Source organism: Bradyrhizobium sp. STM 3843, assembly GCF_000239815.1.
Lineage (GTDB): Bacteria > Pseudomonadota > Alphaproteobacteria > Rhizobiales > Xanthobacteraceae > Bradyrhizobium.
The window spans coordinates 91,022-109,365 of sequence record NZ_CAFK01000299.1 but is presented as its reverse complement, the minus strand read 5'-3'; the positions used below and the strand labels follow the sequence as shown (position 1 = coordinate 109,365).

Here is an 18,344-nt window from a genome sequence, read left to right as displayed (position 1 = left end):
CGAATTCGCACCGACGGACTTGCACGCTCGCGCCGCATGCGCACGGGGGTCGTTGCTTGAGTATGCTTGCCACTCTGATGTCCCGAGCGGTGGCATCCCAATGTGGCGAGCCAAATACTTCGGTCCGAGCCCCTCGCCTCTGGCGGACAGGCCTGCATCCTAAAGCTGGATAAGTAAGCCGAATAAGATCGTAGGCTCCTTCTAGAAAAAAGAGATCACGTGCACGGTACGGCTGCAGGGTAGCCATAGCGTACAAATAGGACGGATCTGGTTGTCCCGGTGACGTGGCCAGAGAGCGCATTTTTGGTTCGTGCGTGTTTCGGCTACGCTGGCGAATGATACGAACAGAAAGAAGTGGGATCGTCACGATTCAAAACGGCGATCCCAGAACTCAAACCTGACTTGCCAATCGATCGATCAGCCATTGAGTCGCGGGACCCGGTGGCGTTTGCACGCGCCAAATTGCCTGTAATGGATACAGCGCATCACTGGAGCCCGGTATGTCCAATTCGACCAGCCGTCCTGCCTCCAGATCGCCGCGGACCACGAATTCAGGCATCAAGCCCCAGCCGACAGCGGCCAGCAGCAACGCATGCTTCACGCCGAGATCCGCCAGTCGCCATGTCTTCTTGCTGAAGACACCGAAATCCTGGCCTCGCGTGAGTGGCGAGCGATCGCTCAGAACGAGCTGGATATGTTCTCGCAGATCACTTGGCGAATGCCGCCGCGCGCGCGCCAGCGGATGCGCAGGCGACCCCACCGGGATCAGCCTGACATGCCCGATCAGCTGCCTCTCCATGTCATCCGGAAGCGGATGCATCGCGCAGTTGATCCCCAACCGCGCGATACCGTCGGCGACGAGCTGGGTCACCGCGCCAAGCGCCTCGACGTGCAATCGCAACTGAACTGTCGCGTATGCAACTTGGAATCCTTGCAAAGCGTCGACGAGGCGGGCCGTCGGAAGCATCACGTCAGTTACCAGCGAGACCTCGGCTTCCTCGCCCTCGCGCAGGCTCGCAGCCTTCGCGCGCATCTTCTCCACGCCCTGAAGGACTGAGCGTGCGTGGGCGAACAGCGCGCGCCCCGCGTCGGTCAATTCAGGCTTCTTCGTTCCGGAGCGATCGAACACAGCGACGCCGAGTTGCTCCTCGAGATTGTCGATCCCGTAAGCGATCGCCGAGGTGGCCCGGTTCAATCGCCTACCGGCCGCTGCGAAGCTGCCGCACTCGACCACTGTGGCCAGGATCTGCAGCTGATCCACTGTGGGAGTGCCAACTCTCATTTCTAATATCCTGAATAGCCTATTCTATATTATCCGCATTTCCTGAAATGTGGAAGGTGGGTATCGCTGGGTCGCTGTTCAAACGGGACCGCCCATGAATACCCTCACACCCGCCCGCGAGCGCAAAATCGCGACACTCCATGCCGCCTTCCACACTATCGAGGGGGATGGCTTCGAGGTTCGCCGCGCGATCCCGTCATCTGCCTTTGAAGCCATCGGGCCCTTTATCTTCCTTGATCATTTCGGTCCGATCGAGGTGCGCCCGGATGAGGCCAAAGGCGCCTCGGCCCATCCTCACGCCGGCATCGAAACGCTGAGCCTGCTGCTTGAAGGGCGGATGGTCCACCAGGACAGCCTCGGTAACATCAGCGCGATGGGGCCGGGCGAGGTGCAGTGGATGCGCGCTGGACGTGGCGTCATCCACGATGAATTGCCCGACGAGATCCTGCGTCGCGAAGGCGGCCATCTGCACGGCGTGCAGTTGTGGATCAACATGCCGAAGGGCGCCAAGCATATCGAGCCCGCCTATAGACATGTGAGGGCGCAGGAAATTCCGCGACTGCCGCAGGGCTCAGGAACGGTTCGCCTGGTTGCAGGGCGGATCGGCGATGTCGCCGGTCCCGTCCGGACCTCTGGCAATGCTTTCCTCGTCCACGCCAGCTTGAACGGCGGCGATAACTTGCAAATCGATGTCTCGAATCCCCGTGAGCTGGCCCTTTATGTCATGACGGGCGGGGTCGCGATCGACGAACAGGCCATAGAGCCGGGGCAGCTTGCCCGCCTTACACCGGGCAACACGCTTCAGGTCACAGTGAAGGACGAGAGTGAGCTGCTGCTGGTTGGCGGCGATCCGCTCGACGCTCCCGTCCTACGCCACGGTCCTTTCGTCATGAACACCATTGCTGAGCTCGAACGAGCGGTCCGTGACTATCACGCGGGCCGGATGGGAAAGATCTGACGTGCCCCATCGCGTCCATCTTCATCGTCGGAAACCTCCATCAACCGAACTGTCTCACAACAGAAAGGATTCATCCATGTCCACGCCTGCGTACGTTCCTGCACTCGGTCGGCTGCTCATCGCACTGATCTTCGTCATGTCCGGTCTGTCAAAGATTGCTGCACCAGCCAGCACAGTGGCCTACATCCAGTCCGCCGGTGCGCCATTTGCTCCGGCCGCTTTTGCGATCGCTGTGATCGTGGAGGTGGGATGCGGGCTCGCTCTTCTGCTTGGTTTTCAAACCCGCCTTGCGGCCGCGATACTGGCAATCTTCACACTGGCGACCGCTGTGTTGTTCCATAACAACATGGCCGACCAAAACCAGATGATTCATTTCCTGAAGAACATCGCGATCACGGGTGGCCTTCTGCAAGTTGTCGCCTTCGGCCCAGGCGCATTCAGTCTGGACAACCGTCGCAAGTCCATTTCCGTCCCGGCTTGAAGCTGTCCAGTCGTTATTTTTGTGAGGAGGATTTCTCATGTCCAGTGCATCTGTCCAAAACAGAGGTTCGGCCGCGGTGACCGGAGCCGGCAGCGGCCTAGGTCGCGACATTGCGCTGGGTCTTGCCGCGATGAACTACCGCGTATTTGGAACGGCCCTTTCGGCGGACGAAGTCGCCGATCTCGAGCAGGCTTCCAACGGCACCGTCAGTCTGACCGTCTGCGATATGACTGACCAAGCCGCGGTCAACAGCTGGGCTCGTGAGGTCGATAGCCGGACAGAAGGGCTCGATCTGCTGATCAACAACGCCGGTATCTTGACGCCAGGGCCGGTGGAGGTGCTGTCGCTTGGCGCTATCCGTCGCGAATTTGAGGTCAACGTCTTCGGAGCTCTCTCGGTTATCAATGCGTTTCTGCCGGCCTTACGCAAGGCGCGCGGCCGCATCGTCCAGGTTAGCACCTGGACGGCCAGCTTGCCGCTGCCGTTCAACGGACCGTCCGGAGCATCGAAGGCTGCCATGGAGGCGTTTGCGGCCGTGTACCGCGCAGAGCTCAAGCCGTTTGGCATCGATGTCGTGGTAGCCGCGGCCGGCAACATGAAGACCGGCGGGCCGGTCAAGACCGCCGCTGCGCTCAAGCGCATCGCCGACGGCATGACTCCTGAGCAGCAGCGCTTGTACGGACCGACTTTCGGGATGTTTGCGGACAAACTGAACAGCATGCAGGAGAGCGGGCTGGAGTCGGCTGCGGCGGCGATGCGCGTCATTGAGATTGCCGAGCAAGTCCCTGCGCCTAGCAAGGCTGGCGTCGGTCAGGATGCCGAAGAAATACTGCGCTTCGTCCGCGAACGTTCCGACGCCGAGCAGGACGCCCGTCGCCTTCAAATCGTCGGCCTGTAGCAAATTGATCCGCTCGTCGGATCGCTATCACAGCCGCCATGACAGAAACCCGAGGAGCTAACCCATGCTCGTTATTGTCGATCTCAAAGATGACCGCGCTATCAGGAACAAGGATAACATCCTCGGAATGTATGATCTGATGATCAACAAAGGGAAACCGGAGGAGGGGGCAGCAAGGTTCATGGCGCCTGCTTACATCCAGCATAATCCGCTCATTCCAGATGGTGCAGACTCCCTTGGAAAGTTCTTCGCTCAAATCATCAACGAGCGTATGCGAGCCAGGGTCGATGTCCACAAGATCATCGCTGTTGGTGATTACGTCTGGTCGCACGTGAATTTCCGCAATTTGTTCAATGACGACCCGCAAGATACCGGCATCGCCGGGGTCGACATGTTCAGAATGGACGCCGATGGAAAGGCCATCGAGCACTGGGACGTGTTGCAGGTCGTGGGCACTCCAAAAAGCGCCGCCAATTGGTATGCGCCGAACGTACCCGCTGCAAACCCGAACGGCATGTTCTAAAGCGACAACTAACCCTCAACATTCGCTTTTCGCGGCGTAGCATCTCAGCCCCGCTCCCACTGCTGCGAACTGCGTCATGCGGAAGATTGGATAAGATATCGTGCTTCTGATGATCGCGGTCGAGACTCCGGGCATGAATTGCATTCTCCGTCCGGATCTCTAAAGAGCTGCGTCTATCAATCGCTCGCGCATGCGCGGGACAACGAAATCGACGAAAGCGCGCAGCTTTAAGGGCAGCCGGTTCTGTGTGTCGTAGACGAGATGCACGGGGCGTGGCGCAGGCTCGAAGGATTCGAGGACGAGTTTGAGCCGGCCGCTGCGGACGTAGTCGACGATCTGGTAGGACACCGCGCGGACCAGGCCTGCCCCAGACAGCCCAGCGTCGATCGCCGCATCAATCGTGTTCACGCTGAGACGCGAGCGGAATGAGGCCGTGATCTCGGCGCCTTCGGACACGAAATCCCAGGAACTCAACACCGACACGCTCTGAAACGAAATCACGCTGTGCCGTGCGAGGTCGTCGGGCGTGGATGGGATGCCGTTCGCAGCGAGATAGTCGGGACTTGCGCAAATCACGTGTCGCACCGTGCCCAAACGCGTCGCGATCAGGCTCGAATCCGGTAGAGGGCCGATCCGCAGCGCGACATCGACCTGATCATCCAGGAAGTGCGCGACCCGATCGGTCATGACCAGCCCAACGGAAACGTCGGGGTACGCAGCCAGGAAGCGTGTCACCACCGGCAGCACATGCAACCGTCCGAACATGATCGGCGCGGTGACCACCAAGTCCCCCTTCGGCTCGGTGTATTCGCCCGCGGCTGCGCGCTCGGCTTCGGTCACCTGCTCGAGGATCGCCTTAGCGGCGCTGACATAGGACCGGCCCGCCGGCGTCAGCTCCAGCCCCTTTGCGGATCGGATCAGCAAGGTTGCATTCAGGTATGCCTCAAGCTCCGCGACTTTGCGACTGACCGTCGCCAGCGGAAGCCGGAGATCGCGGCTCGCTTTCGAGAGGCTGCCGCTCTCCGCCGCCGCAAGCAGCACCGACATGGCGTCCAGGCGATCCAATGGGCTTCCATAAAGCGAGAGGTTTCCTCCCAAACTTAGCGACTGCCGCAAATTTTTGGAAGGCATAAACGACAGGGCGGCGCCACACAGACTGCCCGCGGCGTCCGAACCGTCGAGGAGAGACCGATGACCACGACCCGCGCCCACCACCGCAGCGCAACCGTAAAAGGCCACAAGATCTTCTACCGAGAGGCCGGCGACCCTTCCGCGCCCACCATTCTGCTGCTTCATGGCCTGCCGACCAGCAGCCAGATGTTCCGCGACCTGATGCCGCTGCTCTCCGACCGCTTCCATCTGATCGCGCCTGATTACGTCGGCTTCGGTCATTCGGACGCGCCGTCGCGGGATGCGTTCACCTACAGCTTCGACAACCTGGCGTCTCATGTCGCCGGCCTGATCGAGGTGTTGAAGCTCGATTCGTACATTCTCTACATGCAGGACTATGGCGGGCCGATCGGCTTCCGCCTGTTCACGCGAGCCCCCGAGCGGGTGAGGGGCTTCATCATCCAGAATGCCAACGCCTACATCGAAGGCGTCGGTGATGCGCCCAAAAAGGTGCTGCTGCCGCTCTGGGAGAACCGTACGCCGGAAACGGAAAAGGCTGCGCGCGAGTTCGTCAGCCTGGAAGGCACTAAATTTCAGTGGCTGGTCGGGGCCAGCGATCCCGAAGCGATCAACCCGGACAACTGGATTCTCGACCAGGCGCTGCTCGATCGTCCGGGCACGCAGGACTACCAGATCGATCTGCTCGAGAACTACAAGACCAACGTCGCGCTTTATCCCGAATGGCAGGCGTCTTTCCGCGCGCACCGACCGAAGACGCTGATCGTCTGGGGCAAGCACGACCCGTTTTTCATCCCGCCGGGGGCGCGCGCCTACCTGAATGATCTGCCCGACGCGAAGCTGGTCTGGCTCGATGCCGGCCACTTTGTGCTCGACGAAAACGCCCCGCAGGTCGCCGCCGAGATCAAGACGGTCTTCGTTCCCGAAGCCAATTCCGCCGCCGGCTGAGCGAGCCCGTCGTCGACGTCCGTCGCCCATCTGCGATCAAACCCCCTCCAACCAAGAACCTCGACCATGACCAAATTGCTATACATCAAAGCTTCGCCGCGCGGCGCCGCCTCCAAGAGCAGCGCTATCGCCGATGTTTATGCAGCTGCGCTGCGCGAGCGGTTTCCCGATCTTGTCGTCGACACACTTGACCTTGCGCAGGAAAAGCTTCCCGACTTCGACGGTGACAAGGTCGCCGCGAAGATGGCGGTCATCGCTGGTCAGGCCCAGGAAGGCCGCCAGAAGACCGCCTGGGACGAGATCACGGCGGTTGCGGAGCGCTTCATCTCCGCGGACCGCTATCTGATCGCAGTCCCGATGTGGAACGGCGGGATTCCCTACCGCCTGAAACAGTACATCGACGTGATTCATCAGCCAGGCCTGCTATGGAGCCTTGATCCTCAGACGGGTTACGTCGGACTGCTGAAGCACAAGAAAGCGGTGCTGGCGCTGACGAGCGGTGCGTTCGGCCCATCGATGCCATCTCCGGCCTTCGGTGTCGACCATCACTCGACCTATCTGCGGGACTGGCTGAACCAAGCCGGCGTCACCGACATCGAAGAGATCCGCTTCCAGCCAACCATTCTCAACCCAGATCCCGAGGGCAGCTTCGAGGCCGCCGCAGCGATAGCTCGGTTCCTCGCGGCTCGCGCCTGACACAGCGAAAATCGAGGAGAATAACCATGGACCGCCGCCTCCTGGTATTGGCGATCGGCATGTTTGCGCTTGGCACGGACAGCTATGTCGTTGCCGGCGTGCTGCCGGAAATCTCGCGCGCTTTCGATGTGAGCATCGGAGCCGCTGGCCAAATGACAACCGTGTATTCGGTCACCTTCGCCTTGCTCTCGCCGACCATTGCCGCGATCGCAGCGGCGATACCGCGCAAGCGCCTCCTTCTTTCGGGGGCCGCTATCTTCGTGCTCGCCAACCTGGCAACTGCAGTGGCTCCGAGTTTCGGGATCGCACTGTTGGCACGGGCTTTCGCTGGTCTGGGCGCGGCGATGTTCTCGCCGACGGCCACGGGATCGGCCGCTATGCTCGTTCCCGCTGAGCGGCGAGGCTTTGCTCTTTCCGTCGTCGTCGCCGGGCTCACCCTGTCCACCGCGCTCGGCTCTCCGACCGGCGCCGTCATCGGCGGCCTCGGCGACTGGCGTTGGACCATGGCCTTCGTGGCCGCTCTCGGCACCGTTGCCGGCCTCGGCGTCTGGGTCTTCCTGACCGACGTGCCGCTGCCCCCGGCGGTCTCCTTGAGCCAGCGCCTCGCGCCGCTCGCCGATGTGCGTGTCGGATTGACGCTCGCGACGACCTTTCTTGGTCTGACCGGAATATTCACGGTCTACACCTACTTCGCCGTCGCTTTCGACCGTGCGATCGGCGGAAACGCCGTGGTGCTGGGAGCGCTGCTTGTGTTGTGGGGGGCGGCCGGCACCTTCGCGAACCTCGCCTCCGGACGGCTGATCGATCGGATCGGCTCGCGCAAGGTGATCCTGACGATGTTGATCGTGCTCGCGATCGACAGCGCGCTGATGCCGTGGACCGGCAGGGAGCTTTGGACCGCTGTGCCCGCGATCGTGATCTGGGGCGCCGCCGGTTGGGGGCTGCTGGTGCCGCAGCAGCATCGGCTGGTTGGTCTCGCGCCGTCGATCGCGCCGGTGCTGTTGGGCCTCAACACGGCAGGCTCCTTCTTCGGCATCTCCGCCGCCGGCGTTGTCGGTGCTGCGGGAATCCAAGTCCTCGGCGCGCATAACCTCGGAATCATAGGGGCTGGATTGGCTGTCATCGCACTCATCGTAGCCGAGCTCGCAACAAGCCGCATCGCAGCCGCAAATGTCTCACGCTCGATAAGGCTCTCTGCCTCGATCTGACATTCATGTCGTCAGCCAAAAGGAACAACAATCCATGAGCAAAGCAGTTCAAACCGTCCGAGCCTTTTACGACGCCGTATCACGGGCCGACGCAACTGCGGTTGTAAGCTTGTTACATGCCGATCTGCACTGGACCGAGGCCGAGGGCTTTCCCTATTACAGCGGCACCTGGCGCCACCCGCAAGACGTCCTCAATAAGCTGCTGGTCCCGCTGGCGCGCGACTGGGACAATTTCTCCGCCGTTGCTGACGATTTCATCGTTGAAGGGGATCGCGTCGTCAGCCTCGGTGCCTATTCCGGGGTCAACAAGGCGACGGGCAGGGCTATGCGCGCACCCTTCGCGCATGTCTGGCGCGTTGCCGACGGCAAGCTCGCTCGTTTCGACATGTATACGGATACGCTGTTGATTGATCGGGCCATGCAGCAGCGGCACGCCAGTGGCAGCGACGGCGCGCAGCTCAGCTCATAGCTCGCATGCAGCAATCCAATGAAAGCGAGTTGACGAGGAAGGAATACAATGATGAAAATTCTCGCTGTTGTGGCAGCTGCGGTCGCCTCGATCGTTGCCCATGCTGTGGAGGCCGCACCCATGGAGTCCACCTCTGCAACCACGACCTATCACCGCGCGACGGTCGATGGCGTCGGCATCTTCTACCGCGAAGCCGGTCCGAAGGATGCGCCAACGATCGTGTTGTTGCACGGATTTCCGTCCTCCTCGCGCGAGTTCGATACGCTCATTCCCTTGCTTGCCACCCGTTATCATCTGGTGGCACCGGACTTTCCGGGGTTCGGTCAGAGCGAGGCTCCGCCGCCATCATCCTATGCGTACACCTTCGATCATTTGGCGGCGACGACGAATGGCCTGCTCGATCAGCTCAAGATCAGCAAATGCGCCTTCTACCTCCATGACTATGGCGGGCCGATCGGTTTCCGCATGCTCCTGACGCATCCGGGGCGGGTGCAGGCTCTCATCATCCAGAATGCAAACGCCTACAAAGAGGGCCTCGGCGCGAAGTGGACCGCCATCGCGCAGTATTGGGCCGATCCAAAGGCGCATCCTGAAGTGTTCGACACGTTCGTATCACAGGCCGCGACCGGACAGCGTCATACGCTTGGCACCTCGCATCCTGACCGTTACAACCCGGATACCTGGACCGATGAGTACGCCTACCTGTCGCGCGTTGGCCAACGCGAGATCCAGGCAGATTTGCTCTACGACTACCGGACGAATGTCGCCTCATATCCTGCATGGCAAGCGTGGCTGCGGGAGCACAAGCCGCCGACCCTGGTGGTCTGGGGACGGAACGATCCCTCGTTCATCGCCGCTGGGGCAGAGGCGTACAAGCGCGACCTGCCAGACGCTGAAATACATTTGGTCGAAGCCGGCCATTTCGCGCTCGACGAGAAGAACGATGAAATCGCGGGTCTCATTCTCGCATTCCTGGCCAGTCACCCCATTTAACGGAGCGCTACGCCGTGCCGCGCCTCAAATCTCGTCCCCGATGGCCGGAAGGCTCGCAGCTTTGGGAAGACCCGATATTACTCGCTTTCGTGCGATCCGATCTTCGTGCTCGAACCCGTCTTGCATGTTGATTGGTCTCTTGGATTCGCACACGTTGAGCGGAACCGTGGATATGGGCTACCTTGCGCACGCTTATTTTTGAAACTTTTCCCAGGAATGTACGCCGATCCTGGTCTCGAACTGCCGATCGAGCTTATCGAGAAGTTGTCGCAACATTGCAGTTTCGGCCTGGTCAAACTCGGCGGTCAGCTCTTGCTCAAGACGCATGGTAAACTTCTCGACGTCCTTGTAGACCGTGCGTCCCTCGGACGTGAGGCTGAGGCTTGCGCGACGTCTATCGTCTTTGTCGACGTCGCGCCGGATGAGCTTGCGGCGCACCAATAGTTCGATGGCGCGGGTGACCTTGAAGGCATCGGTCGACGTCAGCGTCGCGAGCTCCTTCGCCGTCAACGGCTGATACCGGGCGATGACGGCAAGGCAGCGCCACGCCGGCATCGTCAGGTCGTGGCGGGCCACATACATCTGAGCAACGTAGTTGCCCACGCGAGCTGCGATACGACTGAACCGATAGCCAATCCAATGTTCGAGCGGAATGATGGGGGCTTTGCTCTTCATGGGTTGGCAGCATTCCTTTGGCTTCGTGGACAGCGATCGCGGGAAACTATAACGACGCCCGGTTTGCGTCTCAATGAGCGCGCCGCGCGCCCGAGAGCAGCGATGTCATTGACGTGGATCAAAATAATTGCATAATGCAATTAATTTGAAATCGTGCAGCGCACGCAAAAAAAATCGGGAGGAAAGCATGTCCAAGGCGACGGATGGCCATGATTTGACGCGCGTCGGGCCGGGCACGGTCATGGGCGAGATGATGCGGCAGTACTGGATTCCGGCCGCGCTTTCCTCGGAGTTGAAAGCCGATGGCGACCCGATGCGGCTGATGCTGCTCGGGGAGGCGCTGATCGCGTTCCGTGACAGCGCAGGCCGGGTCGGCGTGCTCGATCATCAATGTCCGCACCGCCGCACCTCGTTGTTCCTTGGCCGTAACGAGGAAAATGGAATCCGTTGCGTCTATCATGGCTGGAAGTTTGACGTCGATGGCCACTGCCTGGAGATGCCGAACGTTCCGCCGCCGCAGGATTTCAAGGAGAAGGTGCGCGCCAAGAGCTACCGGGTCAGGGAGCAGGCAGGGCTGATCTGGGTCTATATGGGCTCGCGCGCCGAAGCACCTCCGCTGCCGATGCATGAAGCCCTGTTTGTCCCCGAGCAGGACCTGACCATCACGATGCTGCAGCGCGAGGCCAACTGGCTGCAGGGCCTGGAGGGCGATATCGACACCTCGCATTTTGGTTTTCTCCATGCTGGCCATATCAAGGCGGAGGACTTCGAGGAGGGGCATCCGGCTCGCCATACCGTGGCCAATCGCGCCCCGGAGTACAAGATTGCCGACACTGAATGGGGCACGATGTACGGCGCTTACCGGCCCGACCCCGACGGCAGAATGCACTGGCGCATGGCGCACTTTTCTCTCCCGTTCTGGACGCAGACGCCGAACGCGGACTTCTCCGATCACGTTGTGGCGAAGGCATGGGTGCCCATGGACGACACCCATACGATGCTGATCTCGATCTATGGCGGCCGAGCCAAGGGCGCGACCTATTCGACGTCGAAACTGAAGTCGGGCGGCGGTATCGGTGGTGCGGACCCTCTGGAGTATCTTCCCAATAGCACTGATTGGTTCGGGCGCTGGCGGCCGGTGCAGAACGCCGGCAACGACTGGCAGATCGACCGCGAGGCGATGCGCAGCAACCTGATCTATTCCGGCATCCGCAACATCGTGATGCAGGATCAGGCCGTCACCGAGAGCATGGGGCCGATCGTCGATCACACCAAAGAGCATCTTGCGCCAAGCGATATCATGATCTCGCGCACGCGCCGCCGGCTGCTCAATGTGGCACGCGCCTTCGCCGAGAATGGCACTGTGCCGCCCGGGGTCGACGACACCGAGGTGTTCTGGAAGGCGCGCGCCGGTTCGTTCTATGCCGATGCGGAAATCGATTGGCTGGAGGCGTATCAGGAGCAGTTGAAATCGGCCATTCGCTGGCCGGCGCCCGCTCAGCAAGCCGCGGAGTAAGACGATGTCATTGGGCGATCGGGCGTACCCCTTGATCACCCGGCGCGCGGCTCTGCTCGGCATCGCCGCCGGGTCCGCCATGCTCTCATTGCCGCAATCGGCACGCGCGGAGGATGAGTGGGGCAAGCTGGTTGATGCTGCGAAGAAGGAAGGTCACGTGGTGCTGTACAGCGCCTTTGTTGGCCTTGCTGCGCATCAGCAGCTGAAGAAGGATTTCGAGGCGAACTACGGCATCACCGTAGACATCCTCGAAGCGCGCGCCAGCGAGGTGCGCGAGCGGATTCGTATTGAGCAGGCAGCCGGCCGATTTGTCGCCGACGTATCGGAAAACGGGCGGACGACGACCACGTTGCAGATCGCGCAGGACCACGTGTTCGATCCGTATGGCTCGCTTCCAAGCCTCGGTCATCTGAAGCCGGAGTTCAAGAACGACGAGATCCGCCTGCCGGTGTTCGCGATTATCTATGGAATCCTTGTCAACACCAGGCTCGTAAAGGCCGACGACGAGCCCAAGAGCTGGCTCGATCTCGCCGATCCGCGCTGGAAAGGCAAAATCCTCAGTGACGATTTCCGCGCCCTCGGCGGCGGCGGGGTGCTGTTCTATGTTCTTCACGAGCATTTCGGTCGTGAATTTCTCGAGAAGCTCGCAAAGCAGGACATCAAGTTCAGTCGCGAAATTCCGGCCAATGAGCGTCGGATCGCTCGCGGTGAACTCCCGATCTATGTGCCGGACAGCCTGACCTCGATGCCGGAGCTCAAGGGATTGCCGGTCAAGCTCCTCGCGCCAAAAGAGGGCATGCCCTATATCGGCTACGATCTGGCGCTGCTCAGGAACGCACCCCATCCAAATGCCGCCCGGCTGCTGATGGAATATTATCTCGGCCAGAAGATGCAGCAGGGCTTCGCCAATCTCGGTCTGCTTCCGGTCACGACGGACACGTTATCCGACGTCAATCCTGCGATGACCGAACTCGAGAAGAGCAAGCTGCTCGGCACCACCGACGCGACAAAGATGGACAAGATGTTGGCGCTTGCACGGGAGATCTTCCCGTAACGGCTGGACCGACTCGCTCGGTGGACGCTGGAAGATCAAAGAGGTGGACAGCCATGACAGGAAATGCAGCCAGCGCTGATCGCGTCAGCCGATATGCCGGTGCCATCGATTGCGATCTGCATCCCGCCGTTCCCGGGATGAACGTTCTCTTGCCCTATCTCGACGACTACTGGCGCGAGATGATTACTGTCCGCGCGCTCGACCGCCTGAACCTCAGCCTCACCAGCTATCCGCAGAATGCACCTCTGTCCTGTCGTCCCGATTGGACACTCGGCGAAGCAAACAAGCCGGGTTCGTCCCTCAGGGCCATGCAGGATCATGTCCTCGATCGTTATCAGGCACGATACGGCATTCTCAACTGCCTGTACGGCGCCCAGGTTTTTCACAGCGAGGACATGGCGGCGGCATTCTGCCGGGCGACCAACGACTGGATCAGAGATGAGTGGCTCAACCGTGATCCGCGGCTTCGCGCCTCGATCGTCATTCCCGCGCATAATACCGAGCTTGCGGTTGCGGAGGTCGAGCGCCGGGCCGACGATTTCCGCTTCGTTCAGATCATGATGTTGGTGTCGGGCGAACTCACGCTCGGTCGCCGTCAGCATTGGCCGATCTACCGGTTGGCGGAACGGCTGGGGCTTCCGATCGGCGTCCACGCCGGCAGCGCCTATCGTTATGCGCCGACCCCGGTGGGATGGCCGTCGCATTTTGTCGAGGACTACATCGCGCAGTCGGCCGCCTTCGAAAACCAGCTGCAAAGTATGATTGCCGAAGGTGTGTTCGCGAAGTTTCCTGATCTGAAAGTGGTCGCCATCGAGTCGGGCCTGACCTGGCTCAGCGGGTTCATCTGGCGCGCGGACAAGACCTGGAAGGGCGTGCGCGCGGAGGTGCCATGGGTGACGCGCGCGCCGTCCGAAATCGTTCGCGATCACGTCCGCTTCACGGTCCAGCCGATCGATGCTGCCGACGAACGCGAGGCGATTGCCCGCCTTGTCGATCACGTGAAGTCCGACAGCCTGTTCCTATTCTCGACCGACTATCCGCATTGGCAGTTTGATGGCGATTCGGCACTTCCGCAGGATCTGCCGGCTGACCTGTTCCGCAAGATCCTGAGCGAAAACGCGCTTGCCACCTATCCACGTTTAGCAAAGGCCAATCAGACCATGGAGATTGCGCTATGACCATGATGGACGTGGAACGGAGCCAATCAGCTAAATACAGGCTCCAGGTCATCGATTGCGACATTCATCCGGCGATGACCTCGTGGAAGGAGATCCATCCTTATCTGGAGAAGCGCTGGATCGACCATCTGGCAGTCTACGGCAGCCATCTTCGCCACGCCTTTTCCGAGGCACTGTCGCATCCGCGGATGTCGCCGGATGCCGCCCGCGTCGATGCCTATCCGGAGGAGGGCGGGCCTCCGGGATCAAGCCTCGACTTGTTGCGGAAGCAGCATCTCGATCCCAACGGAGTCGAGATCGGGATGCTGATTCCGTTGCGCTGGAATCCCGGTAGTCAGCGCAATCTGGACCTCGGCGTGGCGCTGACGCGCGCGATGAACACGTGGCAGGTCGAGCGCTGGATCCGGCAGGAGCCGCGCCTGCGTGCATCGGTCTTGGTTGCGCAGGAAGACACGGAAGGTGCCGTTGCCGAAATCGATGCGCGCGGCGGTGATCCCAACTTCACGCAAATCCTGCTCTTGCCGCGGACCGACGAGCCACTCGGGCGCCGTCGATACTGGCCAATCTTCGAAGCCGCCGTTCGCAACAACCTGCCGATCACGATCCACGTCGGAGGAACGGGCGGCCATCCCTCTACCGCCGGCGGCTGGTCGTCCTATTACATGGAAGAGCATCATATGGTCGCACAGGCCATGCAGGCGGTGCTGGCGAGCCTGGTGTTCGAAGGTGTGTTCGAGCGTTTTCCGACGCTGCGTATCGTCATCATGGAGGGAGGCCTGGGCTGGATCCCGTCGTTCACCGCGCGCATGGACAAGCACTGGAACAGGCTGCGCAGCGAAGTTCCCCAAGTGAAGCGGCCGCCGTCCGAATATGTCCGCGAGCAGGTGTGGTTCACCACGCAGCCGATGGAGGAGCCGGGGAGCTCTGCCGCCCTGATCGACCTGTTTGACCGGATCGGCTGGGATCGGCTGCTCTTTGCGACCGACTATCCGCACTGGGATTTCGACGATCCGCGCACCGCGTTCAAGGCAAACCTGACCGAAGCGCAGCGACACCAGTTGCTCTATGGCAATGCTCGGACCTTCTATGGATTCGACCAATGACGCGGCACGTCGTTGCAACCGTCGACCAGATTCCGCCGGGGCAGCGGCTCTTGGTGACCCTGGCGGGTCGGGAGATCGGCATCTTCAATATCGCAGGCGAGTATTTCGCAGTTGGAAATCGCTGTCCTCACAATGGCGCGTCTTTGTGCAAGGGACGCGTCGTCGGTCTCGTGGAGGCCAGTGAGCCCGGCTCTTATCAGTTTAGCCGGCGTGGCGAATTCGTGCGCTGCCCATGGCACGGCTGGGAGTTCGATCTGCGGACCGGCAAGTCGCGCTGCGAGCCTGACCGGACCAAGGTGCGAAGCTACGATCTGAAGGTCGAACCGGGCGGAGCGCTCACCGATGACACGCTGCGAGCCGAGACCTTTTCGGTATCGGTCGAGCAGCAATATGTCGTGGTCGAGATTTAGCGATCAGCGCCGCAAAAAAGATAGGGGAGGGGTGGAGAGGTGATGATGAACATGCTCCGGGTCGCGATTGTCGCGTGTTTCGCGAGCCTTGCTGTGCCGGCGTGTGCGCAAGACGACTGGCAGGGCGTCGTCGACGCGGCGAAGAAAGAGGGCAAGCTCGTCATCTACGACATGGCGCTTGGCGCGCCTTATTTCACCGCAGTTCTGAAATCCTTCGAGGCCAAATATGGAATTCCCGTCGAGAGCCTCGATCTGCGGGCCAGCGAACTGGCGGAGCGGATCCGGACGGAGCAATCCGCTGGCCGCTATCTCGGCGACCTGGAGATTATCACCACGACCATGATCGAGGAGCAGCGTCAGAACGGCGATTTCATCGAGAAGCTGCCGCAGATTCCGAATGCCGCCAATCTGCGTCCGCCATTTCGCGCGGACGAATACAGCGTCCCTGCCTACGTTCAGCCGATGGGTATCCTGATCAACACGCGACTGGTGAAGGATCAGGACATCCCGACAAGCTGGGACGATCTGATCAATCCAAAGTGGAAAGGAAAGATACTGTCCGATGACATGCGGCCGCTCGGCAGCGGCAACACCATGTTCGCCATCCTGCAGCATCGGATGGACGCCGGCTTCAACGAGAAGCTGGCCGATCAGAAGCCGGTGTTCAGCCGGGACATGCGCAATGACGCCCGCCGCGTCGCGCGAGGTGAATACCCGATCTACGTCCCACAGATCTTTGCCTTTACCTCGGACCTCAAGGGCCTCCCCGTCAAGGTCGTCATACCCAAGGAGGGCGCTCCCTATGCGGAAATGGATCTGGCGGTCCTCAAGAACGCGCCGCATCCGAACGCCGCGCGCCTGTTCATCCAGCATTTTCTGTCGCTGGAATCGCAGCTCATCTATGCGAACGCCTGGATGCCTCCTGTCGTCGCGGGGGTGGCCGAGCGCGCCAATCCTGACGCTCAACCCTTCGCCAATGCCAAATTGATCGGTCCGGCGAAGCTGTCGGAGCGGCCGTCGATGATGGCCTTGGCCAAGAAGCTCTATCCATAGAGTTCCGGCACATGGCGATCTCGACGGATGACCGGGTGAGGGAGGTAAGCGGGACAGCAGGTGGGAGCCTGCTCTCCCAGCCCCGTTGGCTGCAGTCGAATTCGGCGAGCCGGACGGCGGCCCTGCTCGTGCTCGGGTTGGTGCTCGCCTTTCTGTCCGTCTACCCACTGTCGATGCTGCTCTATGGGAGTCTCCATTCGACGCCACCGGGCATGGCCGGGACATTCAATCTGGACGGCTATCAGGACGTCCTGACCCGGCAAAGCCTGGTCACGCTCGCAAACACCATCGGCATCTCGCTCGCGAAGACGGTGCCGTCGGTCGTGCTTGCGGTGCTCCTGGCCTGGATCCTGGCGAGGACCGACACACCGTTCCGCGGCACACTTGAAGTTCTGGTCACGCTACCGTTCTTCATCCCGCCAATCCTAACTGCCATGGCCTGGGGCATGCTAGGCAATCCTCAGGTCGGGCTTCTCAATCAGCTCTATCAATGGATCACGGGATCGAGCGACTCACCGATCAACGTCTATTCGTATGGAGGCGTGGTCTGGCACATGATGCAATATTCAGTGCCATTTTTGTTTCTTCTGATTGTCGACGCGTTCCGGGCCATGGATCCGGGCCTCGAGGAGGCGGCACGGATGTGCGGAGCATCGCGGTGGCGCACATTCCGTACGGTGACGCTCCAGTTGATGCTACCCGCCCTCACCAGCGGGGCGATCTTGAGCTTCATTCGCGGCATCGAGAATTTCGAGTCGCCGCTGTTTTTCGGGACGCCGGCCGGCATCCACGTCATCACGACCGAGATCTACGATTCGATCAACCAGCGCTCGCCGCCGCAATATCAATACGCAACCGCGGCCAGCTTCGTCATCATGGCGCTGATGTTTCTGATCGTGCTGCTGCAATGGCGCCTGCTGCGCGGCCGCAGCTTTGTGGCCGTCAGCGGGAAGGGTTATTCTCCAGGCGTGATCAAGCTGGGGCGGTGGCGGTGGGTCACGTTCGGCTTCTGCGTCCTGTTCTTCGTTGCGACGGTCCTGCTGCCCGTCGGTCAGCTCCTGATCGGATCCTTCTTCAAGTTCTTCGGGTTCTATGAATGGGAGATGCTGACCCTCGACCATTACCGGGAAGTGTTTGGCAGCAGCGAGTTCTGGCGCGGATTTGGCAACACGATGCTGCTTGGCTTGACCGGGGCCACGCTGACGATGGTGCTCGGCGGCGCGGTGGCCTACGTATCCGTTCGCACCAAATGGCGCGGCCGCGCGCTGATCGACGCCATGGCCTGGCTGCCGTGGATGATGCCGGGAATTGTACTTGGCGTCGGATTCCTCTGGGGCTTTGCCCTGCTGCCGCACGCAATTCCGATCTACGGGACGATCTGGGCGCTGCTGCTGGCCTACCTCTCGTTAGGGACGCCTCTCTCCGTACGCGTGATGTCGAGCGCCTACGCGCAGCTTTCCTACGATCTGGAGGAGTGCTCACGCGTGCACGGCGCGAGCTGGCTGCAGACCATGTGGCGCATCATGCTCGCGTTGGCCTGGCCGTCCTTTGCGGTCGGGTGGGTCTTGGTCTTCTTTGGAATCATGCGTGAGCTCAGCGCCTCCGTGCTGCTTTATTCGGTCGGATCGGAGGTCCTGTCGGTCGTGCTTTTGAAGCTCTGGGCCAATGGCAATGCGGAGCAGGTCAGTGTCATCGGGCTTCTGATGATGCTGCTGGTCGTCTTGTTTCGATGGCTGCAGCTCAAGATGCTGAAGCGCGTTGTGAGGTAGGA

At 61.0% G+C, this 18,344-nt stretch carries 19 protein-coding genes; 16 read left to right on the top strand and 3 right to left on the bottom strand.

All coding sequences use genetic code 11. The features are described from left to right. Nucleotides 1-391 precede the first annotated feature (391 nt). The gene (locus BRAS3843_RS30860) at nucleotides 392-1,282 is read right to left on the bottom strand and encodes a LysR family transcriptional regulator (protein ID WP_008973097.1); all 891 of its coding nucleotides are present in this window, start codon (nucleotides 1,280-1,282) and stop codon (nucleotides 392-394) included. Nucleotides 1,283-1,376: 94 nt separating this feature from the next. On the opposite strand from BRAS3843_RS30860, the gene BRAS3843_RS30855 reads away from it, so the two are divergent. The 4 genes from BRAS3843_RS30855 to BRAS3843_RS30840 all read left to right on the top strand — a co-directional run bounded on the left by BRAS3843_RS30855 (nucleotide 1,377) and on the right by BRAS3843_RS30840 (nucleotide 4,142). Then, nucleotides 1,377-2,240, top strand: coding sequence for a pirin family protein (locus BRAS3843_RS30855; RefSeq protein WP_008973096.1), 864 nt, complete (start codon nucleotides 1,377-1,379; stop codon nucleotides 2,238-2,240). 76 nt (nucleotides 2,241-2,316) lie between these two features. Further along, a complete protein-coding gene (locus BRAS3843_RS30850; protein WP_008973095.1) occupies nucleotides 2,317-2,721 on the top strand; it encodes a DoxX family protein in 405 nt (134 codons plus the stop codon). A gap of 76 nt (nucleotides 2,722-2,797) precedes the next feature. Beyond that, the gene (locus BRAS3843_RS30845; RefSeq protein WP_244425513.1) at nucleotides 2,798-3,619 is read left to right on the top strand and encodes an SDR family NAD(P)-dependent oxidoreductase; all 822 of its coding nucleotides are present in this window, start codon (nucleotides 2,798-2,800) and stop codon (nucleotides 3,617-3,619) included. Nucleotides 3,620-3,683: 64 nt separating this feature from the next. After that, nucleotides 3,684-4,142 (top strand): nuclear transport factor 2 family protein, encoded by a 459-nt coding sequence (locus tag BRAS3843_RS30840; RefSeq protein WP_008973093.1) that lies wholly within the window; start codon nucleotides 3,684-3,686, stop codon nucleotides 4,140-4,142. Nucleotides 4,143-4,301: 159 nt separating this feature from the next. Here BRAS3843_RS30840 and BRAS3843_RS30835 read toward each other — a convergent pair whose 3' ends face one another. After that, nucleotides 4,302-5,207, bottom strand: a complete 906-nt coding sequence (locus BRAS3843_RS30835; RefSeq protein ID WP_008973091.1) for a LysR family transcriptional regulator — start codon at nucleotides 5,205-5,207, stop codon at nucleotides 4,302-4,304. Nucleotides 5,208-5,333: 126 nt separating this feature from the next. Here BRAS3843_RS30835 and BRAS3843_RS30830 point away from each other — a divergent pair, with 126 nt between their 5' ends. The 5 genes from BRAS3843_RS30830 to BRAS3843_RS30810 all read left to right on the top strand — a co-directional run bounded on the left by BRAS3843_RS30830 (nucleotide 5,334) and on the right by BRAS3843_RS30810 (nucleotide 9,584). After that, nucleotides 5,334-6,218, top strand: a complete 885-nt coding sequence (locus BRAS3843_RS30830; RefSeq protein WP_008973090.1) for an alpha/beta fold hydrolase — start codon at nucleotides 5,334-5,336, stop codon at nucleotides 6,216-6,218. A 66-nt stretch (nucleotides 6,219-6,284) separates the two neighbouring features. Continuing rightward, nucleotides 6,285-6,914 (top strand): NAD(P)H-dependent oxidoreductase, encoded by a 630-nt coding sequence (locus BRAS3843_RS30825; RefSeq protein WP_008973089.1) that lies wholly within the window; start codon nucleotides 6,285-6,287, stop codon nucleotides 6,912-6,914. A 26-nt stretch (nucleotides 6,915-6,940) separates the two neighbouring features. Continuing rightward, nucleotides 6,941-8,122: an MFS transporter gene (locus BRAS3843_RS30820; RefSeq protein WP_008973088.1), complete on the top strand. Its 1,182-nt coding sequence runs from the start codon at nucleotides 6,941-6,943 to the stop codon at nucleotides 8,120-8,122. Nucleotides 8,123-8,156: 34 nt separating this feature from the next. Further along, on the top strand, nucleotides 8,157-8,591 hold the full coding sequence (locus tag BRAS3843_RS30815; protein WP_008973087.1) for a nuclear transport factor 2 family protein: 435 nt from the start codon (nucleotides 8,157-8,159) through the stop codon (nucleotides 8,589-8,591). 69 nt (nucleotides 8,592-8,660) lie between these two features. After that, nucleotides 8,661-9,584, top strand: coding sequence for an alpha/beta hydrolase (locus BRAS3843_RS30810; RefSeq protein WP_347379596.1), 924 nt, complete (start codon nucleotides 8,661-8,663; stop codon nucleotides 9,582-9,584). Nucleotides 9,585-9,776: 192 nt separating this feature from the next. Here the strand turns inward: BRAS3843_RS30810 and BRAS3843_RS30805 are convergent, their stop codons facing one another. Next, the gene (locus BRAS3843_RS30805; protein ID WP_008973085.1) at nucleotides 9,777-10,259 is read right to left on the bottom strand and encodes a MarR family winged helix-turn-helix transcriptional regulator; all 483 of its coding nucleotides are present in this window, start codon (nucleotides 10,257-10,259) and stop codon (nucleotides 9,777-9,779) included. Between the two features lie 187 nt (nucleotides 10,260-10,446). On the opposite strand from BRAS3843_RS30805, the gene BRAS3843_RS30800 reads away from it, so the two are divergent. Genes BRAS3843_RS30800 through BRAS3843_RS30770 form a run of 7 tightly spaced genes read left to right on the top strand, consistent with a single transcriptional unit; the run spans nucleotide 10,447 to nucleotide 18,342 of the window. Further along, entirely contained in the window at nucleotides 10,447-11,775 is a 1,329-nt protein-coding gene (locus BRAS3843_RS30800) for a Rieske 2Fe-2S domain-containing protein (protein WP_008973084.1), read from the top strand. Nucleotides 11,776-11,779: 4 nt separating this feature from the next. Then, nucleotides 11,780-12,829, top strand: a complete 1,050-nt coding sequence (locus BRAS3843_RS30795) for an ABC transporter substrate-binding protein (protein ID WP_008973083.1) — start codon at nucleotides 11,780-11,782, stop codon at nucleotides 12,827-12,829. 53 nt (nucleotides 12,830-12,882) lie between these two features. Further along, entirely contained in the window at nucleotides 12,883-14,007 is a 1,125-nt protein-coding gene (locus tag BRAS3843_RS30790; RefSeq protein WP_008973082.1) for an amidohydrolase family protein, read from the top strand. Continuing rightward, a complete protein-coding gene (locus BRAS3843_RS30785; RefSeq protein ID WP_008973081.1) occupies nucleotides 14,004-15,110 on the top strand; it encodes an amidohydrolase family protein in 1,107 nt (368 codons plus the stop codon). Before BRAS3843_RS30790 ends, BRAS3843_RS30785 begins: the two co-directional genes overlap by 4 nt. After that, the gene (locus BRAS3843_RS30780) at nucleotides 15,107-15,520 is read left to right on the top strand and encodes a Rieske 2Fe-2S domain-containing protein (RefSeq protein ID WP_008973080.1); all 414 of its coding nucleotides are present in this window, start codon (nucleotides 15,107-15,109) and stop codon (nucleotides 15,518-15,520) included. The genes BRAS3843_RS30785 and BRAS3843_RS30780 overlap by 4 nt, the downstream gene beginning before the upstream one ends. A 42-nt stretch (nucleotides 15,521-15,562) precedes the next feature. Beyond that, nucleotides 15,563-16,573: an extracellular solute-binding protein gene (locus BRAS3843_RS30775; RefSeq protein WP_139025018.1), complete on the top strand. Its 1,011-nt coding sequence runs from the start codon at nucleotides 15,563-15,565 to the stop codon at nucleotides 16,571-16,573. An 11-nt stretch (nucleotides 16,574-16,584) separates the two neighbouring features. Further along, nucleotides 16,585-18,342, top strand: coding sequence for an iron ABC transporter permease (locus tag BRAS3843_RS30770; protein WP_008973078.1), 1,758 nt, complete (start codon nucleotides 16,585-16,587; stop codon nucleotides 18,340-18,342). Nucleotides 18,343-18,344: the final 2 nt, after the last annotated feature.

Bases quoted from the DNA above. Each gene is read 5' to 3' on its own strand.
- BRAS3843_RS30860 (WP_008973097.1), bottom strand. From the start codon at position 1,282: ATGAGAGTTGGCACTCCCACAGTGGATCAGCTGCAGATCCTGGCCACA.
- BRAS3843_RS30855 (WP_008973096.1), top strand. From the start codon at position 1,377: ATGAATACCCTCACACCCGCCCGCGAGCGCAAAATCGCGACACTCCAT.
- BRAS3843_RS30850 (WP_008973095.1), top strand. From the start codon at position 2,317: ATGTCCACGCCTGCGTACGTTCCTGCACTCGGTCGGCTGCTCATCGCA.
- BRAS3843_RS30840 (WP_008973093.1), top strand. From the start codon at position 3,684: ATGCTCGTTATTGTCGATCTCAAAGATGACCGCGCTATCAGGAACAAG.
- BRAS3843_RS30830 (WP_008973090.1), top strand. From the start codon at position 5,334: ATGACCACGACCCGCGCCCACCACCGCAGCGCAACCGTAAAAGGCCAC.
- BRAS3843_RS30825 (WP_008973089.1), top strand. From the start codon at position 6,285: ATGACCAAATTGCTATACATCAAAGCTTCGCCGCGCGGCGCCGCCTCC.
- BRAS3843_RS30820 (WP_008973088.1), top strand. From the start codon at position 6,941: ATGGACCGCCGCCTCCTGGTATTGGCGATCGGCATGTTTGCGCTTGGC.
- BRAS3843_RS30815 (WP_008973087.1), top strand. From the start codon at position 8,157: ATGAGCAAAGCAGTTCAAACCGTCCGAGCCTTTTACGACGCCGTATCA.
- BRAS3843_RS30805 (WP_008973085.1), bottom strand. From the start codon at position 10,259: ATGAAGAGCAAAGCCCCCATCATTCCGCTCGAACATTGGATTGGCTAT.
- BRAS3843_RS30800 (WP_008973084.1), top strand. From the start codon at position 10,447: ATGTCCAAGGCGACGGATGGCCATGATTTGACGCGCGTCGGGCCGGGC.
- BRAS3843_RS30795 (WP_008973083.1), top strand. From the start codon at position 11,780: ATGTCATTGGGCGATCGGGCGTACCCCTTGATCACCCGGCGCGCGGCT.
- BRAS3843_RS30790 (WP_008973082.1), top strand. From the start codon at position 12,883: ATGACAGGAAATGCAGCCAGCGCTGATCGCGTCAGCCGATATGCCGGT.
- BRAS3843_RS30785 (WP_008973081.1), top strand. From the start codon at position 14,004: ATGACCATGATGGACGTGGAACGGAGCCAATCAGCTAAATACAGGCTC.
- BRAS3843_RS30780 (WP_008973080.1), top strand. From the start codon at position 15,107: ATGACGCGGCACGTCGTTGCAACCGTCGACCAGATTCCGCCGGGGCAG.
- BRAS3843_RS30775 (WP_139025018.1), top strand. From the start codon at position 15,563: ATGATGAACATGCTCCGGGTCGCGATTGTCGCGTGTTTCGCGAGCCTT.
- BRAS3843_RS30770 (WP_008973078.1), top strand. From the start codon at position 16,585: ATGGCGATCTCGACGGATGACCGGGTGAGGGAGGTAAGCGGGACAGCA.